The organism is Cystobacter fuscus, assembly GCF_002305875.1.
Lineage (GTDB): Bacteria > Myxococcota > Myxococcia > Myxococcales > Myxococcaceae > Cystobacter > Cystobacter fuscus_A.
This window is the reverse complement of record NZ_CP022098.1, coordinates 5,763,771-5,783,030: the sequence shown is the minus strand read 5'-3', so window position 1 is coordinate 5,783,030 and position 19,260 is coordinate 5,763,771. Positions and strand designations below refer to the sequence as shown.

Below are 19,260 nucleotides of genomic sequence, written 5' to 3'. Positions count from 1 at the left end.
TCGTTGCCCGGGCGCCATGGCGCCGCTGTGTCATCGACTTCACTTTTTACGCCATGAGTGTGAACTTCCTTTCCCGGCTTCGTCCTCACCTCCCCTCCGTGCGCTCGGGCCTCGGCCTGCGCGAGCTGCTTCCCGAGTGGAAGGCCCTCTTCTCCTCCCGTGATCTCAAGGAAGACGTCGTGGCCGCCTTGCAGGTGGCCAGCGTGGCCGTCCCCCTGTCCCTGGCCATCGGTCTGGCCTCGGGAGTGTCCCCGGAAATCGCCCTGGTGACGGCCATCGTCGCGGGCGTCGTCGGCTCCTTGTTTGGCGGCACGCCCCTGCTGGTGACGGGCCCGACCGCCGCCATGGCGGTGCTCATCGCCTCGGCCGTGCAGCAGTACGGCCTGCGGGGCCTGCTCACCATCGGCCTGGTGGTGGGTGTGCTGCAGGTGCTCACCGGCCTGCTGGGGCTCGGCCGCGCCATCCGCCTGGTGCCCATGCCGGTGGTGTCGGGCTTCACCGCCGGCATCGGCGCCATCCTCCTCGTCTGGCAGCTCCCGCGCGCCCTGGGCCTGCCGGCTCCGGACCAGAACCACGTGTTCGACGTCCTGGCGCACCTGGGTCAGTTGATTCATCAGACCCAGCCCGTCGCGCTCGCCCTCACCGCGCTCACGCTGGCCATCACCCTGACCCTGCCCCGGGTGGCGCCCAAGCTGCCCTCGCCCCTCATCGCCGTCGCCGTCACCAGCGCCCTCGTCCTGGGCCTGCGCCTGGACGTGCCGACGCTCGGCGCGCTGCCCCACGCGCTGCCCCTGCCCGCCATGCCGAGCATGCCCACGTCGGGCTGGGTCCAGTTGATGAGCACCGCGCTCGTCGTCTACGCCCTGTCGTCCCTGACGGCGGTGACGGCCGGCGGCGTGGTGGCCAGGCTGTCTCCGCGTCCCACGCATGATCCGGATCAGGATCTCGTGGGCCTGGGACTGAGCAACATGGCCGTGTCGCTGCTCGGCGGCATCCCGGCGGCGGGTGCCTACGCGCGCGCCGCGCTCAACGCGAAGGCCGGGGGACGCACCCGGCGCGCCACGCTGCTGCACGCGCTGCTCGTGCTGGGGGCGGTGTTGCTGCTGCTGCCCGTGCTCGCGCACATCCCCATCGTGGCGCTCGTCGGCGTGCTGATGGCCCTGGCGGTGCGCATGCTGCGCCCGCGGGAGCTGCTGGGACTCTGGAAGGTGTCGCGCACGGAGGGGACGGTGTTCATCGTCACCTTCGCGTCCGTCGTGCTCCTGGACTTCATCGTCGGCGTGCAGGCGGGCATCATCGTGGCGCTGGCCATCGCCGTCGCGCGGCTGGGCCGGGGCCAGGCGGGAATCGTCCACACGAACTCGGCCGGGCCCTACCGCTTCCTGCTCACCGGCCCCATCACCTTCCTGAGCGCCGGGAAGATCGAGGCCATGCGCAACGAGGCCCACGCGCTGGAGCCCGGGCGCGGCATGGTGTTCGACTTCTCGGACGTGACGGCCATGGACGTGTCGGGCGCGGAGCTGATGACGCAGCTGGTGCGTGAGCTGCTGGAGGCCCAGCACCCGCTCGTCATCCAGGGCGCGCTGCCCGAGGTGCAGCGCCTGCTCTTGCGCCAGGCCGGAGAGGACTCGCGCTTCGAGGAGCTCTTCGCCCTCACCGAGTCCGACGTGGTGGCCCGCCTCCAGGGCCTCCAGGGCGCGACGCAGACCTCGCCGAGGGATCGGTTGGTGCACGGCGTGGAGCGCTTCCGCCGCGCGCGCCGCCCCCGCTACGGGGAGCTGTTCGGCCGGCTCGCCAAGGGCCAGACGCCGCACACGCTGCTCATCACCTGCGCCGACAGCCGCATCAGCCCGAGCCTCATCACCTCCACGGATCCCGGCGAGCTGTTCATCGTGCGCAACGTGGGCAACCTCGTGCCCGAGAACCACTCGCCCCTGTCCCCCGCGGTGAGCAGCGCCATCGAGTACGGGCTGGAGGTGCTGGGCGTGTCGGACGTCATCGTCTGCGGCCACTCGGCCTGCGGCGCCATGAAGGCGCTGCTGAGCAAGGACAAGCCCGAGGGGCTGCCCGGGGTGGTCAACTGGCTGGCCGAGGCCACGCCCGTGCTCGGCAAGCTGCCCCCCAACGCCACCCCCGAGGACGCGGCCAAGGCCAACGCCCTGGTGCAGCTGGACAACGCGCTCACCAACCCCGTGCTGCGCCGCAAGTACGACGCCGGCGAGGTGCGGCTGCACGCCTGGTTCTACGACGTGGGCCACTCGGAGGTGCTGGAGTTCGAGCCGAAGACGGGCGAGTGGGCTCCCCTCGGCCTCCCGGTGCGCGACAACGCCTCCCACGCCCATGGCGACGGGAGCCCGTCCTCGCGGGGTGACGGCCACGCCTCCCAGGAGGACGCGGCGGCGCCGGGCATCTAGTCACGGTGGGAGGGGGGCCCGGTCACCCGAGCCGGGCTCCCGCCCCCGCCCGCTGGCAGGCGCTGCTAGAAGGCGCTGAAGGTGGTGATGGTGTAGGTGTCCTTGATGCCGGGCATCGTCTGGATCCGCTCGGTGACGAAGCGACCGACGTCCTGGGCCTTGTCGAGGTGGAACTTGGCCAGCAGATCGTACCCTCCCGAGGTGGAGTACACCTCCGCTGCCTCGTCGACCTGGTCGGCGATCATCGCCGCCGTCTTGTACGTCTGCCCCAGCTCACACTTGATCATGACGAAGATGGTGTGCACGGCCTCCCACCCTATCACGCCGCGTTGGTCCTGCTCGTCCAGGACCTATTCCGCCCGCAGGGCAAGCCCCAGCTCCACCTTCGCCGCGCGCCGCGCTGGCAACCACGCGGAGAACAGCCCCACCGTGCCCAGCAGCGCCGCCACGCCCAATAGAGTGGGGACGTCCGCAGGAGTGACACCGTAAAGGAGGCCGCGCATCATCTGCCCGAGCCCCACCGCCGCCGGAAGGCCCACCAGGAGCGCGATCCCAATCAGCCGCGCGGCGGCGCCCACGACCAGCCACACCAGATGACCCTCGCTCGCCCCCAGGGCACGACGGATGGACAGCTCGCGCGTGCGCTGGGAGACGCCGTAGGACACCACGCCCCAGATGCCCAGGGCCGCCAGGAACAGCGCGAGCCCTGAAAGCGCGGAGAGCAGATCGAGCGTCATCTGGTAGCGCCGCTGGCCACGCACCACCAACGCGCCAAGCTGCTCCAGCGTGGGCACCGGCAACTCGGGGTCCACGCCGCGCACCACCTCGCGGACCTGCGCGAGCGTGGGAAGGGGCGCGCCCCGTATGAGGAGGTGCAGTTGGGTGGGCCCCGTCTGGGCCACCGGCACATAGAAGGCCGGAGCCGGGGGCTCCGTCAGCTCGCGGTGGCGGATGTCTCCCACCACGCCCACCACCGTCCACCACGTGTTCCCATCGAAGGTGAAGCGGGTGTCCAGGGCGTCCCGGCCTCCGAGGAAGGTACGAACGAAGGACTCGTTGACCAGCGCCACCGGGGGCGCACCCGGAGCGTCTGTCTCGGCGAAGAGGCGGCCGCGCTTCAGTGGCACCCCCAGGGCCTTGAGGGCGCCAGCGCTGGCCACGCGGTGCTCGGCGTGCCGACGCACCGTATCGTCCGTGCCCTCCATCATGATGCCCGACGACGAGGTGGAGCCTCCCAGGGGAACCTCCCGCAGGAGCCCCACGGCCTGGACGCCAGGAAGCGCGGACAGCGCCGCCTCGAGCTGGACGGCGGCTCGGATGCGCGCGGCCTCGTCCGGGTAGCGCTGGTCCGGCAACTGCACCGCCGCGGTCACCACGCCTTCCGGCCGGAAGCCCAGGTCCAGCGAGGAGAGCTGCGCGAGCGTGCGCACGAGCAGACCCACCCCCGTGAGCAGCACGAAGGCCAGCACGAGCTGCACCACCACCAGACCCGCGCGCAGCGGGTGATGAGCACCCGTGCTGCCGTGCCCCCCACCCAGCAGCGGCAGGAGCGAGACGCGGGCGGAGTCGATCGCGGGCACCAACCCGAGGACCATTCCAACCCCCAGACACATCCCCACCGCGAAGAGCAGCACCGGCAGGTGCAGCCCGGGCGAGGAAAGGCCGCGCAGCGTCGACGGAAGCAGCGCGGACGCGAGGTCGGTCCCCCAGAGGGCGAGGAACAACCCCACCGTGCCGCCCAGCATGGACAACAGCACGCTCTCGGCGAGCGCCTCCCACACGCGACGCCCCAGGCTCGCCCCGAGCGCGACGCGGATGGCCCCCTCGCGCCGACGGTGGATGGCGCGCGCCAACAGGAGGTTGCCCACGTTGGCGCAAGCGATGAGCAGGACGAAGGCGGCCGCGCCCCAAAGGGCGAACACCACCGAGCGCACGGGCCCGGTGACGTTCTCCTGCCACGACTGGGCCTGCACGCCATGTGGCGGCTCGGTGCTCGTGCCCACACCTTCATGCAGCAGGGCACTGCGGCGGGCGGCCGCGGCGCGCGCGGCCTCCAATGACACGCCGGGCTTCAGCCGGGCGAGCACCGTGAGATGGTGATCGCCCTGGGCCTCCGGGGTCTTGCGCAGCTCGAGCGGCAGCCAGACATCGACCTCGCGGCCGGAATCACCCAACACGAAGCCCGGGGGCAATACGCCCATGACGCGCACCGCGCTGCCATCCAGCCAGAGCGTCTGGCCGACCGCCGCCTGCGCGGTGGAGAACAGCCGCGTCGCCAGCGAGTGGGAGACGAGCGCCGAGGGCGCCGCGCCGGGCCTGGCGTCCGCGGGCTCGAACGGGCGGCCCGCCGCGGGCCCCACGCCCACCGTGGAGAGGAGGTTGGGGGTGACGCGCGCCGCCAGGAGCCGCTCGGGCAGCTCCCCTCCCGTGCGGTTGACGGAAGTATAATGAAAGCCCACCACTCCACTGAAGGCGCCTGTCTCCTCCGCCCACGCGGCCACCTCTGGCTCCGAGGGACTCACGCCCCCCTCCGTGGGCTGGGTGCAATACAGCCGCACCAGCTCCCCACTCCTGGAAAAGGGCAACGGGCGCAGCACCAACGCGTGCACCAGGCTGAAGATCACCATGTTGATGCCCAACGCCAGACCAAGCGTGAGCACCACGGCGAAGGTGAAGCCCGGGGTACGGCGCAGGCCCCGCCAGGCGAACCGGACATCTCTGAGGAGCGACTCCATTGGGACTGCGACCTCCCGGGCATGGGCGGGCTGGAGCAACAGTAGTAGACACCTTACTGACAACCACCAAACTTTGTTGACAAACGGGCAAGCACGATGCGAGCGTTATTTTACCCAAGGTGGGGGGTTCGCGCCATGGGAACACCTTACATTGGGCCACATAGGAGGAAACAATGAGCGACAGCATTCTGCAGAAGCTCTCGGCGAAGCTTGTCAAGAGCGAGGAGAAGGATCAGGGCGCGCTCGACGCGGCCCTCGATGAGCGTCTGGGCGACAGCCTCGACGAGTACCTGGACATCATCGCGGCCGGCGCGAACCACTCGAGCTACCACCAGAACAACCACTCGAGCAGCTAAGAGACTGTTTCGACAAATGCCCCCGTCCTCTCCTCGCTTGGAAATCAACCATTCAGGACTGAGGTCCGCCGAAACCGACTCCCAACACCCTCGGGGCTGCAGCTCGAGTCTGTAATCCCAGCACCTCAGCTCGAATCCGAACTGGGGTGTCTTTTGACCGGGTGACAGCCGAGACGAAGGGGGCCCGCCTCACGCTGCTCCCTTGGAGCAGTGGCCCACCACTTCGCTGAACTCGAATCGAACTCGAGGAACCCGACCCATGTCCGCGACCCCCGTCCCCACCACGACTTCAAACGAAGCCCTCAGCTTCGACATCGTTCTCAAGGTGGCGGAACGATGCAATCTCGCCTGCGATTACTGCTACTACTACATGCAGGAGTTCAGCGGATACAAGAACAAGGCATTCATCACCCAGGAAGTCATGGATGAGCTGCCCGGGTTCCTCGTGCGCTCCGTCAATGACCTCAAGCTCGGGCAGCTGCACGTCGTCTTCCACGGTGGCGAGCCGTTGCTCTTGAAGAAGTCCATCTTCGACAGCCTTTGCACGACGATCCGCAACACCCTCGAGGGCAAGGTCAAGGTCGCCTTCGCCATCCAGACCAACGGTGTCCTGATCGACGAGGAATGGATCTCCCTCTTCGAGAAGCACAAGTTCAAGGTCGGGGTCAGCATCGATGGGTCCCGGGAAATCCACGACCGCCGGAGGCCTGATCACGCGGGCCGCGGCAGCTACGAGGCGACCGTGCGCGGGCTGCGTGCCCTGCAGGCCGCGGCCAGCCAGGGGCGCCTGAACAACGTGGGCGCCATCTGCGTGGTCCATCCGTCCAACGAGAGCGACAAGCTGCTCGAGCACTTCGTCCGCGAGCTCGGAATCCGCAACCCGAACCTCAACTTCCCGCGAGGCGGGTGGGACAACCCGGACGCGGTGAAGTGGAACCAGGAGGTCGAGTCCCACCGCAAGCTCGTGCGCTACACGCTGGATCAGCTGATCTACCCGCAGTTCCACTTCGTCAGAAGCATCTCCGATGTCCTCCTGGCGCTCAGGTCCACGCAAGGCGCCGAGTTCAACGACCAGCGCAAGTCGCGCCGCCACCACATCGCGACGATCTCCAGCGAAGGGGATATCCTCGTCGATGACAACATGCTGGGGCTGGACGAGCGGTTCGCGAACACCGGCGTCAAGATCTTCGGCAAGTCCTTGCGCGACCTGCTCGAGAGTCCGACCTGGCAGATGCTCAACGATGCCATCGATCAGGTTCCAGCCGAGTGCCAGGGGTGCGAATGGTTCCGCTCGTGCCGTTCGGGCGAGCTGTTCAACCGCTACTCGAAGGCGGAAGGGTTCGCGAAGAAGTCCGTCCTCTGCGACACCATCAAGATGATTCACGAGGAGGTGGCGGGATTCCTGGTGAAGAAGACGCGGGTCTCGGTCGAGGATCTCGCCGGGCGGCTGTCACAACCGACGACGTCCACCGCCAAGGACACGTACCAGGCCTTGATGAAGTAGCCCGGAAGCAACGCGAGGGTGGACCCCATGGTGTTTTCTGTGTTCTCGAATCCGCACGAAGGCGCGTTCCTCCCCCTGGCGGAGAACCTCAGCTGCCGGATGTTCCGAGGCCTGGTGGCACATGCCAACTCGCACGCGGAGCAGCTTGGCGCCGCGCGGGTGGACCTCGGCAATGACGCGATCACACCCCGACGCTTGTCGGTGGGAGGGTGGATGCCGGAGATCGGCGCCGCCTCCATGGGGATCGGTCGCGGGGTGACGAAGGACAGCTGGTCCTGGATCTCGGGTCAGCTCATGCTGGCCGCGTTCCTGAGCCAGTTGATTCCGTCGCTCGAGCTGGAGTTCACGGGGCCACACCCGGTCACGGTCGCCGGGCACTTCCTGCGGGATGAGCGGCTGCTCTTCCGGGGCGACAGCCAGCAGCTCCTCGTCAAGAACGGCGCGGGCCAGACGGTGCTGGCCTTGGAGAAGCTGCAGGTGCCCGGAATGGCGCCGGCCTGGCTGAAGAGCCAGGGGAACTCCGTGCGGCTCGGGAACGCGGCCGTTGCGCTGCTCGGCAACGACGAGTGGATGAGCTACTGGCTTCCGGAGGGACACCGCGGTGTCCTTTCCGCCGACAGCCGGGGCGACACGGCGCGGCTCGAGTCGGCGATGGCGATCATGGAGGAGTGCATCCCGGAGTACTTCCTCTGGGTCACCACGGTGCTGCGGGAGCTCGTCCTCATCGAGGCCCACGAGCATGGGACGCAGAACCAATCCTTCGGATTGTATCCAGGCCACGTGCATGGCTCGGCCGCGACGGTGCTGACCGCGCTGATCATGCTCATCCACGAGTGCTCCCACCAGTTCTTGAACCTGCTCTTCTGGCACGGGCGCCTGGCGAAGCCTTCCGCCCCAGCGGGTTATTCGATCCTGAAGAAGACGAAGCGGCCGTTGGATCGCGTCCTCGTGGGCTTCCATGCGGTCGGCAACGTCCTTCTGGGGCTCATGCCGCTCCAGTCGTTCGCGGGGCGCGTCGATCGCGAGGAGCTCGAAAAGCAGCTACGAACCCATGAGTCCTGGGCCGTCGCGCTGGATGAACCCCTTCGCCAGCACGGTGCCGAACACCTCGAGGAGATGGGAAAGGAAATCTACTACCCGCTGCGCAAGAGGCTCGTCGACGCCAACCTCTTGCCTCCCGCGTAGACCCCCTTTCTCGCGACTGTCACACCCGGACTGACGCACATGGTCAAATCGTCGCGCATCGGAGAGGAGCGGGCGCTCTTCCGAGCGGAGGTGTTCAAGTACCAGAAGACCCGCTTCTATGGGATTCCCGTCAACGGCAAGCCGCTCTCGAGCGTCTGGCTGCTGGTTCCCACGGCCGCGCTGCTCCTCCTGTATTACGCATTTCTCACCTCGACCTATCAGCCGCGGGTGTCGGCGCGGCTGAGCCAGCAGCAGGGCGCCGGAACCGTGGTGGTCTCGGTCGCGGCTCGTCAGGAGTTGCTGGAGGGCATCGGGCCCGGGGACGAGGTTCGCCTCGAGCTCGAGGGGGGCCAGCGCTCGTATCCCCTGCGGGTGAGCGGAAAATCACGTGGTGCGTGCGCCCTGGGGCCTGGTTGCACCCAGGTCGAAGGTAGGATCGTGGGTGTTACGGCCGATTCCGAAATCCATCTGCCACGGACAGCGGAGGCGGCGCTCGTCCTGCCACCGCGGGCCGTCCTCGAGTGGCATCAGTGATTTCCGGCGCCGCGGACCGCGGCGCTGGACGGAGAAGTGAATCCATGTGGAACAGGCGTCGACAGCTCCCGATGGTCTTCCAGGCAGAGGGCTCCGAATGCGGCCTGGCCTGCCTGACCATGATCGCGTGGTATCACGGCCAGGAGACCAGCATCGACGACCTGCGCAAGCTCTTCCCCGTGTCGCTCAAGGGGCTGTCCATGCGTGGCATCATCGATGCGGCCAGGCAGCTCGGCTTCAAGTCGCGGGTGATGCGCTGTGACCTCGATCAGCTCCCGGCGGTGAAAACGCCCGCGATGCTGCATTGGGATCTCGAGCACCTGGTCGTCTTGAAGCAGGTGCGACGCAACACGTTCACCATCCACGATCCGGCCAAAGGCACCAAGGTCCTCCGGCGCGACGAGATTTCCAACCACTTCACCGGAATCGTGCTCGAGCTCGAGCCGGCCGATGACTTCTCCAAGGTGGCCCGGGGCAAGAAGCTCACGCTCTTCGATGTGCTCGGCTCGCTCGGGCAATGGAAGACGAACCTCATCCAGATCTTGCTCCTGTCCGCGCTGCTCGAGCTGCTGCTCCTGACGCAGCCGATCATCATGCGGACGATCGTCGACAACGGCATCGCCAACAAGGATGAGGGGTTCATCCTTCGCGCCGCCGGCCTGCTGATGCTCGCCGCGCTCCTTCACGGCGCGACCAACTTCATCCGCGATTACGCGGCCCTCCGCGCCGGCACCACGTTGAACCAGGAGATGATGCAGCGGGTGTTCCGACAGGCGATCCGGCTGCCGTTGGCCTTCTTCGAGAAGCGGCCCATCGGCCACCTGATCGAGCGATACAGGGTAACGGACGAGATCGAGCGATTCATGCTCGGCACCTTGCCGTTGGGGCTGATCGACGGCCTGATGACCCTCTTGTCCATCACCATGGTGTTCCGGTTCTCGTCGGCGCTCGGAGCGGTGTCGCTGCTCACCGCCGCCGCGTACTTCGTGCTCAAGAGCTTCGGTTATCAGGGTGCTCGGAGCCGTGAGCAGGCCCTGGTGTTCGCCAAGGGCGAAGAGAACGGCATCCTGATCGAGACCCTGTCCACGATCTTCACCACGAAGGTGAACGGAATCGAGGGAAGGCGCTACCAGTCCTGGCTCCACAATTACGGCCGGTTGATCCACGAGCAGAAGCGGTCTGGCAAATTCGAGATCGCCTATCGGAGCCTCAAGTTCATGCTCGTTGGCTTGAACGTGGCGCTCTTCGTCCTGCTCGCGGGCAACCAGGTGGCCGGCGGGCTCATGACGATAGGAACATTGCTGGCCGCGATCTTCTACAACTCGCACTTCCTCACCCGGGCGACGCTGCTGGTCGAGCGCTTCTTCGAGTTCCGGATCCTCGGCGTCCGCCTCGAGCGGCTGGAGGATCTCATCCTCGCGGAGCCGGAGTCGCCCGAGGTGCTCACCCCCGCCCTGGCCTCCTCGACCGCCACGCCCGTTCGCCGCCCGGTCGAGTGGGCGCTGAGCGGCGAGCTCGCCGTCGAGTCCTTGTCGTTCCGGTACAGTCCCATGGACGCGGTGATCCTCGACAAGGTGAACCTGCGGATCGCCCCGGGTGAGTTCGTCGCCATCATCGGGGAGAACGGCGCGGGCAAGACGACCTTGCTCAAGTTGCTGCTGGGTCTCTACCGGCCCACGGACGGGCGGATCCAGTACGACTCGAAGAACCTCCAGGAGATGTCACTCGCGATGCTCCGCTCCCAGATCGGAGTGGTGACGCAGGACGACCAGCTCTTCAACGGCACGCTCGCGGAGAACATCGCGCTGCTCGACCCGGAAATCGACATCGAGAGGGTTGCCGCGTGTGCGGAGCTGGCGTGCGTTCGCCAGGACATCGAACGCATGCCCATGGCCTACAACACGCGGGTGGGCCAGCTGAGCTCCCCCCTGTCCGAAGGCCAGAAGCAGAAGGTCCTCCTCGCCCGCGCGTTGTACCGCAAGCCCCGGATCCTGATGCTCGACGAAGGGACCGCCAACATCGACGCCCAGAGCGAACGGCAGATCCTCGATCATCTCCAGAACCTGGACGCCACCAAGATCATCATCGCCCATCGTTCGGCGACCATCGAGCGCGCCGACCGGGTGCTGCTCTTGCGCAATGGCCAGTTGACCGAGATGGCGCCCCGCGCGCTTGATGTTGTGACCGCCTGACGACAACCCCGTCATGGCCACCCATTGAGAAGAGGAGACGACATGCTGTCCGCGTTCTCGACCCCTTATGAGGGTGACTTTGTGCGCCTCGCGGAGAACCTCGTTTGCCGGAGCCTGCGCAGCGTGCTCGCGAAGACGAATGCCCAGGCGGAGCAGCTCGGCTACCCGAAGCTGCCCATCAGCGACGAGGCCATCTCCCCCAAGCGGCTGTCGGCCCGCTCGTGGACGCCCGAGCTCGGCGTCGTCGCCATGGGGCTCGCTCGCGGGGTGACCCGGGAGAACTGGTCATGGCTCTCCGGGCAGCTGATGCTGGCCGCCTTCTTGAACGAATTGCTGCCAGAGCTCCAGCTCGAGGTGACGGGCCCGACCCCGTTCTCGGTCGCCGGCCATTTCGTCCGGGAGGACAAGCTGCTCTTCCGGGGAGACAAGCAGGGGCTCACGGTCAAGAACGGCGGTGGAACGACGGTGCTCGAGCTGCGGAAGCTCGAGCTGCCTGGCATGGCACCGGTGTGGATCAAGGATCGCCAGGACGTGGTTCGATTGGGGAGCGCGGCGGTCGCGGTGCTGGGCGGGGACGAATGGATGGCGCACTGGTACCCGCAGGATGAGCGGCGGCCCTTGTCGGAGGCGCCGCTGCGGGACAAGGAGCATTACGAGAGCGCGCTGTCCCTCCTGGAAGAGTCCATCCCCGAGTACTTCGTCTGGGTGACGATGTTGCTGAAGGAGCTGGCGCTGCTTCGCGGACGCGATGCGGGCACGGACAGCGGCTCGTTCGCGCTCTACCCTGGCCATGTGCAGGCCTCGGTCTCGTTCTCGTCCCCCATCAGCAACGTGATCGTCCTCGTCCACGAGTGCTCCCACCAGTACTTCAACCTGCTCCTCTGGCACAGCCAGATGGTGCGGGCGGATGCGCCGGAAACCTATTCCGTCCTCAAGAATACGAAGAGACCGCTCGAGAAGATCCTTCTTGGCTTCCATGCCTTCGGCAACGTGCTCCTCGCGCTTCGTACGCTCCAATCCTCGAAGTACCGCTTCGACGAGAGCGACATGGAGAAGCAACTGCGAAAGCACCTGGCGCTCACCGTCGGGCTGGACCAGGAGCTGCAACCGCTCTTCGAGACATATCTGAAGGAGGTGGGCAAGGACATCTACCTGCCCCTTCGCAAGAGGCTCGTCGCGGCGGGTTTCCTGCCGTCCGTGTAGAGGAGGCCGACGACCATGGCAGCCAAGGAGCCCACGATGCTCTTCTCCAAGTTCTCGAATCCCTATCAGGGGAACTTCCTGCCCCTCGCGGAGAATCTCAGCTGCAGGACCTTCCGGGCACTGCTCGACAAGGCCAATGGCTTCGCCGACGAGCTGGGCGTCCCCAGGATTCCCATCCCGCGTGACGCGATCACGCCGCAGCGCCTGTCGGTCCGCGGATGGATGCCCGAAATGGGCGCCGCGGCCCTGGGCCTGACGCGGAACGTGACGAAGGACAACTGGTCGTGGATCTCCGGGCAGTTCCAGCTCGCCGCCTTCTTGAACGGGCTGGTGCCGTCCCTCGAGGTGGACATCGTCGCCTCCCATCCCCTGGCTGTCGCCGGCCATTTCGTGCACGGAGATCGCTTCATCGTCACGGGCGACCACACCGTGCTGACGATCCGAAATGGGGCCGGGGACACCGTGCTTCGCCTCAACAAGCTCGACACGGGGGGAATCTCAGCGGTGTGGGTGGAGAACGAGCAAGCCGCGCTGCGCGTGGGAAGCTCGGGCTCCGCCGTGCTCACCAATGACGAGTGGTTGAGGTATTGGCACCCGGAGGCCAGGCGAGGGATCCGCTCCGCCGAGCCCGGAAGCAAGGGCCGCTTCGAGGCCACGATGGCGCTGTTGGAAGAGCGCCTGCCAGAGTACTTCGTCTGGATCGCGGGTCTGCTGCGCGAAGTCGCCCCACTGGAGGAGTGCACGAGGGGCACGCACAGCCAGTCCTTCTCGTCCTGGCCGGGTCACGTCCATGTCCCCGTGACCAGCCCGCTCACGACCATCGTCATGCTCATCCACGAGTGCTCGCACCAGTATTTCCACCTGCTCCAGTGGAATACCCGCGTGGAGAAGGTGAATGCACCGAAAGCCTATTCGGTCCTGATGAAGACCGAGAGGCCGCTCGACAAGATCCTGCTCGGCTTCCACGCGTTCGGGAACATCCTGCTCGCGCTGCAGGCGTTGGACTCCGTCAAGGGTGTCTTCGAGCCAGCCGAGATGGCTCGCCATCAAGCCGAGAACAGGGCGTTCGTCGTCGGCATGGATCGAGAACTCCAGGTGCTCCACGACGAACATCTCGAAGGAGCGGGCAAGGACATCTACCTGCCGCTTCGAGCGAAGCTCGTCGCCGCGGATGTCCTGCCTTCGGCCTAGAGGAAGCGGAGCGCGGCCGCGTTCAACGGCAGCCGCAGCCGCGCACGGCACCCCGGGCCCTCCATCCGGTTCTCCAGGCGCAGGCTGCCCCCATGTGCCTCGGCGATCTGCCGGCTGAGCGCCAGGCCGATGCCACTGCCCTCCGGCTTCGTCGTGAAGAAGGGCACGAAGAGGTTGGCCGTGTCCGCCAGGCCCGGGCCCTCGTCCTCCACCCAGACCTCCACCGCGTCCGCCGAGGGAGCCGTCCACGACACCCACACCCTGCCCTGGCGCTCGCGCGCCGCGTCCACCGCGTTGCGCACCAGGTTGATGAGCAGCTGCTCCAACTGATCTCCGTCCGCGCTCACCGTGAGCGAGGGCCCCGGGCGAACCTCCACCGGCAGCCGCGTCTCCAGCGCCACCACACGCCGTACCCACGGGTCCACCTCCAGCGGCGAGAGCTTCGGAGGGGGCAGGCGCGCCAGCCGGGCATAGGCGGACATGAAGCGCCCCAGCGCCTCGCTGCGACGCGCGATGATGCCCAGACCCATCCGCGCGTCCTCCTCCCAATCCGCCGGGCGAGGGCTCTGCGCCAGCGTGGCCTTCAGCGAGTCCGAGATGGAGTGGATGGGCGCCAGCGAGTTGTTGATCTCATGGCTCAGCACCCGCACCATCCGTCGCCACGCCTCGCGCTCCTCCTCGCGCAGCGCCAGCCGCAGGTCCGCGATCACCACCAGTTGGTGGGGCAACCCGCCCTGCCGGAACGTCCCCCGCCGCAACTCGTACGGACCGCCCTCCACCGCGAAGGTGCGCGTGAGCCGCCGCGGCACGACGCCCTCCAGCAACTCCGCCAGCCCGAGCTCCTCCGCCTTCTGGTTCATCAGCCACGCGCGAGGCAATCCGAGCAGCCGCTCTCCGGCACGGTTGACGAGCTTCAGCGTCCCCTCCGCGTCGAAGGTCAGCACCGCGACGTCGATCTCCTGCATCACCTGGGAGAGGAGCACGTCCGCCTCCATCGCCCCCAGCCGCTGCTCGCGCAGCGTCTCGGCCAGGGCGTTGGTCTCCAGGTGCACCTCGCCCAGGGAATCTCCCCCCCGCGCACCGCGCCCACGCACCGAATAGTCCCCCTCGCGCAGGGCCGCGAGCAGGTTGGCCACCGTCTGCAGCGGCCGGGTGGCGCGCTCGCGCACGGCGAAGGCCGCGCCCAGGTACACGCCCAACACCAGCACGGTGAAGGACCAGCACACCTTCGCGCTCGCGTCCCCTCCCCAAAGGAGCACGAGCGCGGTGACGGAGCCCGGCAGCCCCGCCAGCAGCGCCAGCAGGAAGATGTGGACATCGTGCGCGAGCGGCTTGCGCCGACTCACCGGGCGCCCTTGATGCCGTAGTACTGCATGCGACGGTAGAGCGCGCTGCGCGACAGGCCGAGCGCCTTCGCCGCCTCACTGACATTGCCCTCGTGGCGGCCGAGGGAGCGCTCGATGAGGTAGCGCTCCACCTCCTCCAGCGTCATCTCTTCCAGCCGGGCCTGACCCTCGCGGCCCCCTCCACCGCGCCGCAGGAGGAGGTCCTCCGCCATCACCTCGTCCCCGCTGGCCATGAGCAGCGCGCGCTCCACCGCGTGCTCCAGCTCGCGCACGTTGCCGGGCCACGGGTAGGCCATCAGCGCGTCCAGCGCGGAGGGCGACAGCTTCAAGCCGGTGCGCCCGTAGCGCTGCCCATGCACGCCGAGGAAATGCGCGGCCAGCGGGGCGATGTCCTCGCGACGCTCCCTCAACGGCGGCAGGTGCACCTCCACCGTGTTGAGCCGGTAGAGCAGGTCCTCGCGGAAACAGCCCTCGGCCACCGCCCTGGACAGGTCCACGTTCGTCGCGGAGACGACGCGCACCGACACCCGGCGTACCTTGGAGGAGCCCACCGGGTGCAGTTCGCCCGTCTGGAGCACGCGCAGGAGCTTGGCCTGCTGCGTGAGCGGCATGTTGCCAATCTCGTCCAGGAAGAGCGTCCCCCCGTCGGCCAGCTCGAAGCTGCCGATGCGATCCGTCTTCGCGTCGGTGAAAGCCCCCTTCACGTGGCCGAACAACTCGCTCTCGAAGAGGCCCTCGGACAGTCCTCCCGAGTTGACGGCGACGAAGGGCCGCTCGGGGTGACCCGAGGCCGTGTGGATCCACCGCGCCACCACCTCCTTGCCCGTGCCGTGCTCTCCGGTGATGAGGACGTTGGCCCCCGAGGGCGCCACGCGCTCCACCATGCGGCGAATGGGCTGCATCGCCCGGGACTCGCCGACGAAGGCCGGGCGCTCCCCGCCCTTGCGCAGGTGGGTGTTCTCCTCCTCCAGCCTGCGGGAACGGCGCAGCGCCCGGCTCAGCTCGAGCTGGGTGCGCAGCGTGGCCAGCAGCCGCGTGTTGTCCCACGGCTTCTGCACGTAGTCGCGCGCTCCGCCACGCATGGCCTCCACCGCCCCCTCCACGCTGCCCCACGCCGTCATCACCACCACCGGCAACAAGGAGTCGAGCTGGCGCACGCGCGCGAGCAGCTCCAACCCCTCTCGCCCGGAGGTGGTGTCCCGCGCGTAGTTGAGATCCATCAACAGCACATCCACGTCCTCGGACTCCAGCGTGGCCAGGACGCCGGCCGGGGACTGAGCGGAGTGGATGACGTACCCGTCGCGCTTGAGCAGGAAGCGCAACGCCTCCAGGACGTCGGCCTGGTCGTCGGCGATGAGGATGCGCGGCTGCGGCGCACCGGCGGGGGTGGCGGATGCGGACTCGGACACGGCGGCTCTCGGAGAGGTCAGCGGAGGCGCTCGTCCTGGACGACGCGGCCGTCGAAGAGGCTCACCATGCGCGTACCGAGCCGCGCCTGGTTCGGATCGTGCGTCACCATGATGAGGGTGGCGCCGCCCTTGTGGAGCTCGGAGAGCAGCTGCATCACCTGCTCGCCGTTCTTGGAGTCGAGGTTACCGGTGGGCTCGTCGGCCAGGAGGATGAGCGGCGCCCCCGCCACGGCACGCGCCACGGCCACGCGCTGCTGCTGGCCGCCGGAGAGCTGCCCCGGCATATGCCGCGCCCGGTGGCTCATTCCCACCTGCTCCAGCGCCCGCTCCACCCGCTGGCGGCGCTCGTCCGCCGGCATGCCGCGATAGGTGAGCGGCAGCTCCACGTTCTCATAGACGGAGAGATCGCCGATGAGGTTGAAGCTCTGGAAGATGAAGCCGATGTGCTGGTTGCGCACCAGCGCCTGTTCCGCTGGGGACAGGTCCAGCACCGACCGGCCATCCAGCAAGTAGGAGCCCTTGGAGGCCGTGTCCAACAGCCCCAGCAGCGCCAGCAGCGTCGTCTTCCCCGAGCCCGAGGGCCCCACGATGGAGACCCACTCACCGGGCCGCACCGTGAAGTGGACGTCGGAGAGCGCATGCGTCTCCACCTCCTCCGTCTCGAAGACCTTCGTGATGCCCTCGAGCTGCAGGAGGGGCTTCTGCTGGGTCGTCGAAGAAGGGGTCTCCACCGGGGCCGTCTCCTGAACCGAAGTCACCTTCATCATCGCAGCCTCACGTACTCGATTACGGACACCGCCCCCGCCCGCTAGAAGGCGCTGAAGGTGGTGATGGTGTAGGTGTCCTTGATGCCGGGCATCGTCTGGATTCGCTCGGTGACGAAGCGACCGATGTCCTGGGCCTTGTCGAGGTGGAACTTGGCCAGCAGATCGTACCCTCCCGAGGTCGAGTACACCTCCGCTGCCTCGTCGACCTGGTCGGCGATCATCGCCGCCGTCTTGTACGTCTGCCCCAGCTCACACTTGATCATGACGAAGATGGTGTGCACGGCCTCCCACCCTATCACGCCACGTCGGGAAGCGGTTCCGACGCCCCACCCTTGCTCCGGCCCAGGCTCGCCAGCCTCCGCATGGAGCTCTTGCCCACCACCACGTCCACCATCTTGCGCGCCCGTGTCCAGACGCTCTCCTGCACGTAGGGGATGCCGTGGCGCTCGCACAGCGCGCGCACCTTGGGCTGGACCCGCTGGTACTGGAGCATCGACAGATCCGGGAAGATGTGGTGCTCGATCTGGTAGTTGAGCCACAGGTGGAGGTAGTCGTTGAGATCTCCCCCCGTGCGGTAGTTGGCGCTGCCCAGCACCTGCTGCAGGTAGCGCTCCCCACGCCCCTCCGGCGCCGAGTCGAAGCGGTAGAGATCCTCGCCGGTGTGGTTGGGCCCCACGACGAGGAAGGTGTGCAGGTTGGTGAGCACCTCGGCCATGAGCGAGTTGCCCAGGGCGCTCAGTCCCGCCCAGGCCCCCAGGGGAAGGAAGAGCGCGGGCAGCACGACGAAGTTCCACGCGGCATAGGGCGCGTAGCCCGAGCGCAGCACCTCCCGCCACTCCTCGCGCGTGAGCGGACCGTCCGGCCGGCGCTTGCGCCGCAGCGAGGCGAGCGTCTCCGGAGCGTAGTAGCTCGCCCGCCAGGTGATGGCGAGCAGCGCGAGCTGCGTGTAGCGCAGCGCGAGTGGAATATCGCCCCGGCGCAAGGAGCCCTCGGCGTTGCGCTCGAGCAGATCCGGATCCGCATCCTCACCGGTGTGCGAGTGGTGGAGCACGTTGTGCTCGAAGACCCAGGCCTCGGGCAGCATCCAGTCGAACCAGTCGACGAAGCGACGCGCGCCCTTGGCGAAGCCCTTGCTGGTGCGCTCCACGGGGGCGCCCGGTACCCGGTCATACCCGCGGTGGCCCACGTGGTGCATGAGCAGCCAGCGCGTGGAGCGGCCGAGACTCAGCGCCACCGCGCTCAGGGGATTGGGAGCCAGCCAGCACGTGGCCAGACCCACCGCCGTGGCCGTCCGACCCCAGCGCTCGATGCGCCGCAGGTGGGTGAGATCCGCCTCGCCCACGGTGGCATCGATTTCCGCGCGCAGCGCGCGCACGTCACGCAGGAAGGCCTCGACGTCCACGGACGAGGGATCGAAGCCGGAAGCGGCGGGGGACGACATGCACGAACCTCGAGGACTCGGACGGGGGCATGGAGCGGGCCCCTGTCCGAGAGCATCGGGCCACGCGGGACTCAGGTACTGGCTACGGGGGGCGACTGGGTCGCCATGATACTGAGATCAATGGCGATCACCGCCAACAATCCCACACACGGCAGGAGCAGGACGATGGTGCCGAAGGTGAGGAACAGGAACGAGCCGATGAAGCTTCCCAGGATGAAGGCCACGGCGAGGCCGAGCTGGAGCCGGGCCCGCTCGAATTGAGGGGCGACGGGCAGCTCGAACAGGCGGAGCAGGAAGCCGCGAGCCCCCTCCCGCCTGCCACCGTCGAGCACCCACACCGCCATGCGCACGATCTGGATGCCCAGATCCGTGAGCACGCCGGTCAGGTGCGTGGGACGCACCACCGCGCCGGACACGCGCGTGGTGAGGGCGTTCTGCAGCCCCATGCTGAAGGCCAGACCGTACGTGAGCAGCTCCTCGTGGGTCTCCGGGCGGTGATGGCCCCAGAAGGCCACGGAGCCCAGCGTGAAGATCTCCACGGCGAGCGCGGGGATGTACTGCCCCCGGGCGCGATGGCGCGACGACTCCAGCAGCGCCTCCGAGGCGATGGCTCCCAGGATGAAGGCCATGACGAGCTGTCCGGCGCCGATGGCGTTGTCCAACCGTCCAGCGGCGAACGACTCACCGAACCAGGACACGTTACCCGTCATGTGGCTGATGCGGACCCCGAAGGCGAAGAAACCGATGGCGTTGACTCCACCGGCAACCCCCGCCAGCAGCAAGGCCAGCGTGAAATAACCGAAACGACCACGGGATTTGATTCCACTGAAAGGCATAGAACGGGCGGTAACCTGAGGGATGGAAACAGTGGGCGGCCCGGCTAACAATGTCCGGGCGCGTCAATATTCCCATAAGTTCAATTAACTTTCAAGGTTTCCGAACAATTCTAATATTACCCACTCTTCGTGAGTACGCCAGACTCC

16 protein-coding genes are annotated in these 19,260 nt (G+C 67.5%); 8 read left to right on the top strand and 8 right to left on the bottom strand.

What is annotated here, in order from left to right; translation table 11 throughout:
* Positions 1-53 precede the first annotated feature (53 nt).
* Entirely contained in the window at positions 54-2,414 is a 2,361-nt protein-coding gene (locus CYFUS_RS23535; RefSeq protein WP_095987270.1) for a SulP family inorganic anion transporter, read from the top strand.
* A 65-nt stretch (positions 2,415-2,479) separates the two neighbouring features.
* Here CYFUS_RS23535 and CYFUS_RS23530 read toward each other — a convergent pair whose 3' ends face one another.
* The gene (locus CYFUS_RS23530) at positions 2,480-2,719 is read right to left on the bottom strand and encodes an Lrp/AsnC family transcriptional regulator (protein ID WP_095987269.1); all 240 of its coding nucleotides are present in this window, start codon (positions 2,717-2,719) and stop codon (positions 2,480-2,482) included.
* A 45-nt stretch (positions 2,720-2,764) separates the two neighbouring features.
* Positions 2,765-5,149 carry an ABC transporter permease gene (locus tag CYFUS_RS23525; RefSeq protein WP_095987268.1) on the bottom strand — a complete coding sequence of 795 codons (2,385 nt, stop codon included), beginning with the start codon at positions 5,147-5,149 and terminating at the stop codon, positions 2,765-2,767.
* A gap of 173 nt (positions 5,150-5,322) precedes the next feature.
* On the opposite strand from CYFUS_RS23525, the gene CYFUS_RS23520 reads away from it, so the two are divergent.
* The 7 genes from CYFUS_RS23520 (at position 5,323) to CYFUS_RS23490 (ending at position 13,314) form a co-directional block, all read left to right on the top strand.
* Positions 5,323-5,505 (top strand): hypothetical protein, encoded by a 183-nt coding sequence (locus CYFUS_RS23520; protein WP_095987267.1) that lies wholly within the window; start codon positions 5,323-5,325, stop codon positions 5,503-5,505.
* A gap of 259 nt (positions 5,506-5,764) precedes the next feature.
* Positions 5,765-7,009, top strand: coding sequence for a radical SAM protein (locus tag CYFUS_RS23515; RefSeq protein WP_095987266.1), 1,245 nt, complete (start codon positions 5,765-5,767; stop codon positions 7,007-7,009).
* Positions 7,010-7,036: 27 nt separating this feature from the next.
* Positions 7,037-8,194: an aKG-HExxH-type peptide beta-hydroxylase gene (locus CYFUS_RS23510; protein ID WP_095987265.1), complete on the top strand. Its 1,158-nt coding sequence runs from the start codon at positions 7,037-7,039 to the stop codon at positions 8,192-8,194.
* A gap of 39 nt (positions 8,195-8,233) precedes the next feature.
* On the top strand, positions 8,234-8,728 hold the full coding sequence (locus CYFUS_RS23505) for a hypothetical protein (protein ID WP_095987264.1): 495 nt from the start codon (positions 8,234-8,236) through the stop codon (positions 8,726-8,728).
* Positions 8,729-8,772: 44 nt separating this feature from the next.
* On the top strand, positions 8,773-10,920 hold the full coding sequence (locus CYFUS_RS23500; RefSeq protein WP_095987263.1) for a peptidase domain-containing ABC transporter: 2,148 nt from the start codon (positions 8,773-8,775) through the stop codon (positions 10,918-10,920).
* 42 nt (positions 10,921-10,962) lie between these two features.
* Positions 10,963-12,123: an aKG-HExxH-type peptide beta-hydroxylase gene (locus CYFUS_RS23495; protein ID WP_095987262.1), complete on the top strand. Its 1,161-nt coding sequence runs from the start codon at positions 10,963-10,965 to the stop codon at positions 12,121-12,123.
* Between the two features lie 15 nt (positions 12,124-12,138).
* Positions 12,139-13,314: an aKG-HExxH-type peptide beta-hydroxylase gene (locus CYFUS_RS23490; protein WP_095987261.1), complete on the top strand. Its 1,176-nt coding sequence runs from the start codon at positions 12,139-12,141 to the stop codon at positions 13,312-13,314.
* Here the strand turns inward: CYFUS_RS23490 and CYFUS_RS23485 are convergent.
* The 6 genes from CYFUS_RS23485 to CYFUS_RS23460 all read right to left on the bottom strand — a co-directional run bounded on the left by CYFUS_RS23485 (position 13,311) and on the right by CYFUS_RS23460 (position 19,113).
* Positions 13,311-14,660, bottom strand: coding sequence for a sensor histidine kinase (locus CYFUS_RS23485; RefSeq protein WP_232537726.1), 1,350 nt, complete (start codon positions 14,658-14,660; stop codon positions 13,311-13,313). The genes CYFUS_RS23490 and CYFUS_RS23485 overlap by 4 nt on opposite strands.
* Positions 14,657-16,069, bottom strand: coding sequence for a sigma-54-dependent transcriptional regulator (locus tag CYFUS_RS23480; protein ID WP_095987260.1), 1,413 nt, complete (start codon positions 16,067-16,069; stop codon positions 14,657-14,659). Before CYFUS_RS23480 ends, CYFUS_RS23485 begins: the two co-directional genes overlap by 4 nt.
* 17 nt (positions 16,070-16,086) lie before the next feature.
* On the bottom strand, positions 16,087-16,836 hold the full coding sequence (locus CYFUS_RS23475; protein ID WP_232537725.1) for an ABC transporter ATP-binding protein: 750 nt from the start codon (positions 16,834-16,836) through the stop codon (positions 16,087-16,089).
* 41 nt (positions 16,837-16,877) lie between these two features.
* Complete coding sequence (locus CYFUS_RS23470; RefSeq protein WP_002620661.1) at positions 16,878-17,117, bottom strand: Lrp/AsnC family transcriptional regulator; 240 nt, start codon at positions 17,115-17,117, stop codon at positions 16,878-16,880.
* 14 nt (positions 17,118-17,131) lie between these two features.
* Complete coding sequence (locus tag CYFUS_RS23465) at positions 17,132-18,277, bottom strand: fatty acid desaturase family protein (RefSeq protein ID WP_095987259.1); 1,146 nt, start codon at positions 18,275-18,277, stop codon at positions 17,132-17,134.
* Between the two features lie 71 nt (positions 18,278-18,348).
* The gene (locus CYFUS_RS23460; protein ID WP_095987258.1) at positions 18,349-19,113 is read right to left on the bottom strand and encodes a YoaK family protein; all 765 of its coding nucleotides are present in this window, start codon (positions 19,111-19,113) and stop codon (positions 18,349-18,351) included.
* Between the last annotated feature and the right edge of the window lie 147 nt (positions 19,114-19,260).

Coding starts and splice junctions, on each gene's coding strand:
- CYFUS_RS23515 (WP_095987266.1), top strand. CDS start 5,765: ATGTCCGCGACCCCCGTCCCCACCACGACTTCAAACGAAGCCCTCAGC.
- CYFUS_RS23525 (WP_095987268.1), bottom strand. CDS start 5,149: ATGGAGTCGCTCCTCAGAGATGTCCGGTTCGCCTGGCGGGGCCTGCGC.
- CYFUS_RS23460 (WP_095987258.1), bottom strand. CDS start 19,113: ATGCCTTTCAGTGGAATCAAATCCCGTGGTCGTTTCGGTTATTTCACG.
- CYFUS_RS23520 (WP_095987267.1), top strand. CDS start 5,323: ATGAGCGACAGCATTCTGCAGAAGCTCTCGGCGAAGCTTGTCAAGAGC.
- CYFUS_RS23465 (WP_095987259.1), bottom strand. CDS start 18,277: ATGTCGTCCCCCGCCGCTTCCGGCTTCGATCCCTCGTCCGTGGACGTC.
- CYFUS_RS23490 (WP_095987261.1), top strand. CDS start 12,139: ATGGCAGCCAAGGAGCCCACGATGCTCTTCTCCAAGTTCTCGAATCCC.
- CYFUS_RS23500 (WP_095987263.1), top strand. CDS start 8,773: ATGTGGAACAGGCGTCGACAGCTCCCGATGGTCTTCCAGGCAGAGGGC.
- CYFUS_RS23495 (WP_095987262.1), top strand. CDS start 10,963: ATGCTGTCCGCGTTCTCGACCCCTTATGAGGGTGACTTTGTGCGCCTC.
- CYFUS_RS23475 (WP_232537725.1), bottom strand. CDS start 16,836: ATGATGAAGGTGACTTCGGTTCAGGAGACGGCCCCGGTGGAGACCCCT.
- CYFUS_RS23510 (WP_095987265.1), top strand. CDS start 7,037: ATGGTGTTTTCTGTGTTCTCGAATCCGCACGAAGGCGCGTTCCTCCCC.
- CYFUS_RS23535 (WP_095987270.1), top strand. CDS start 54: ATGAGTGTGAACTTCCTTTCCCGGCTTCGTCCTCACCTCCCCTCCGTG.
- CYFUS_RS23505 (WP_095987264.1), top strand. CDS start 8,234: ATGGTCAAATCGTCGCGCATCGGAGAGGAGCGGGCGCTCTTCCGAGCG.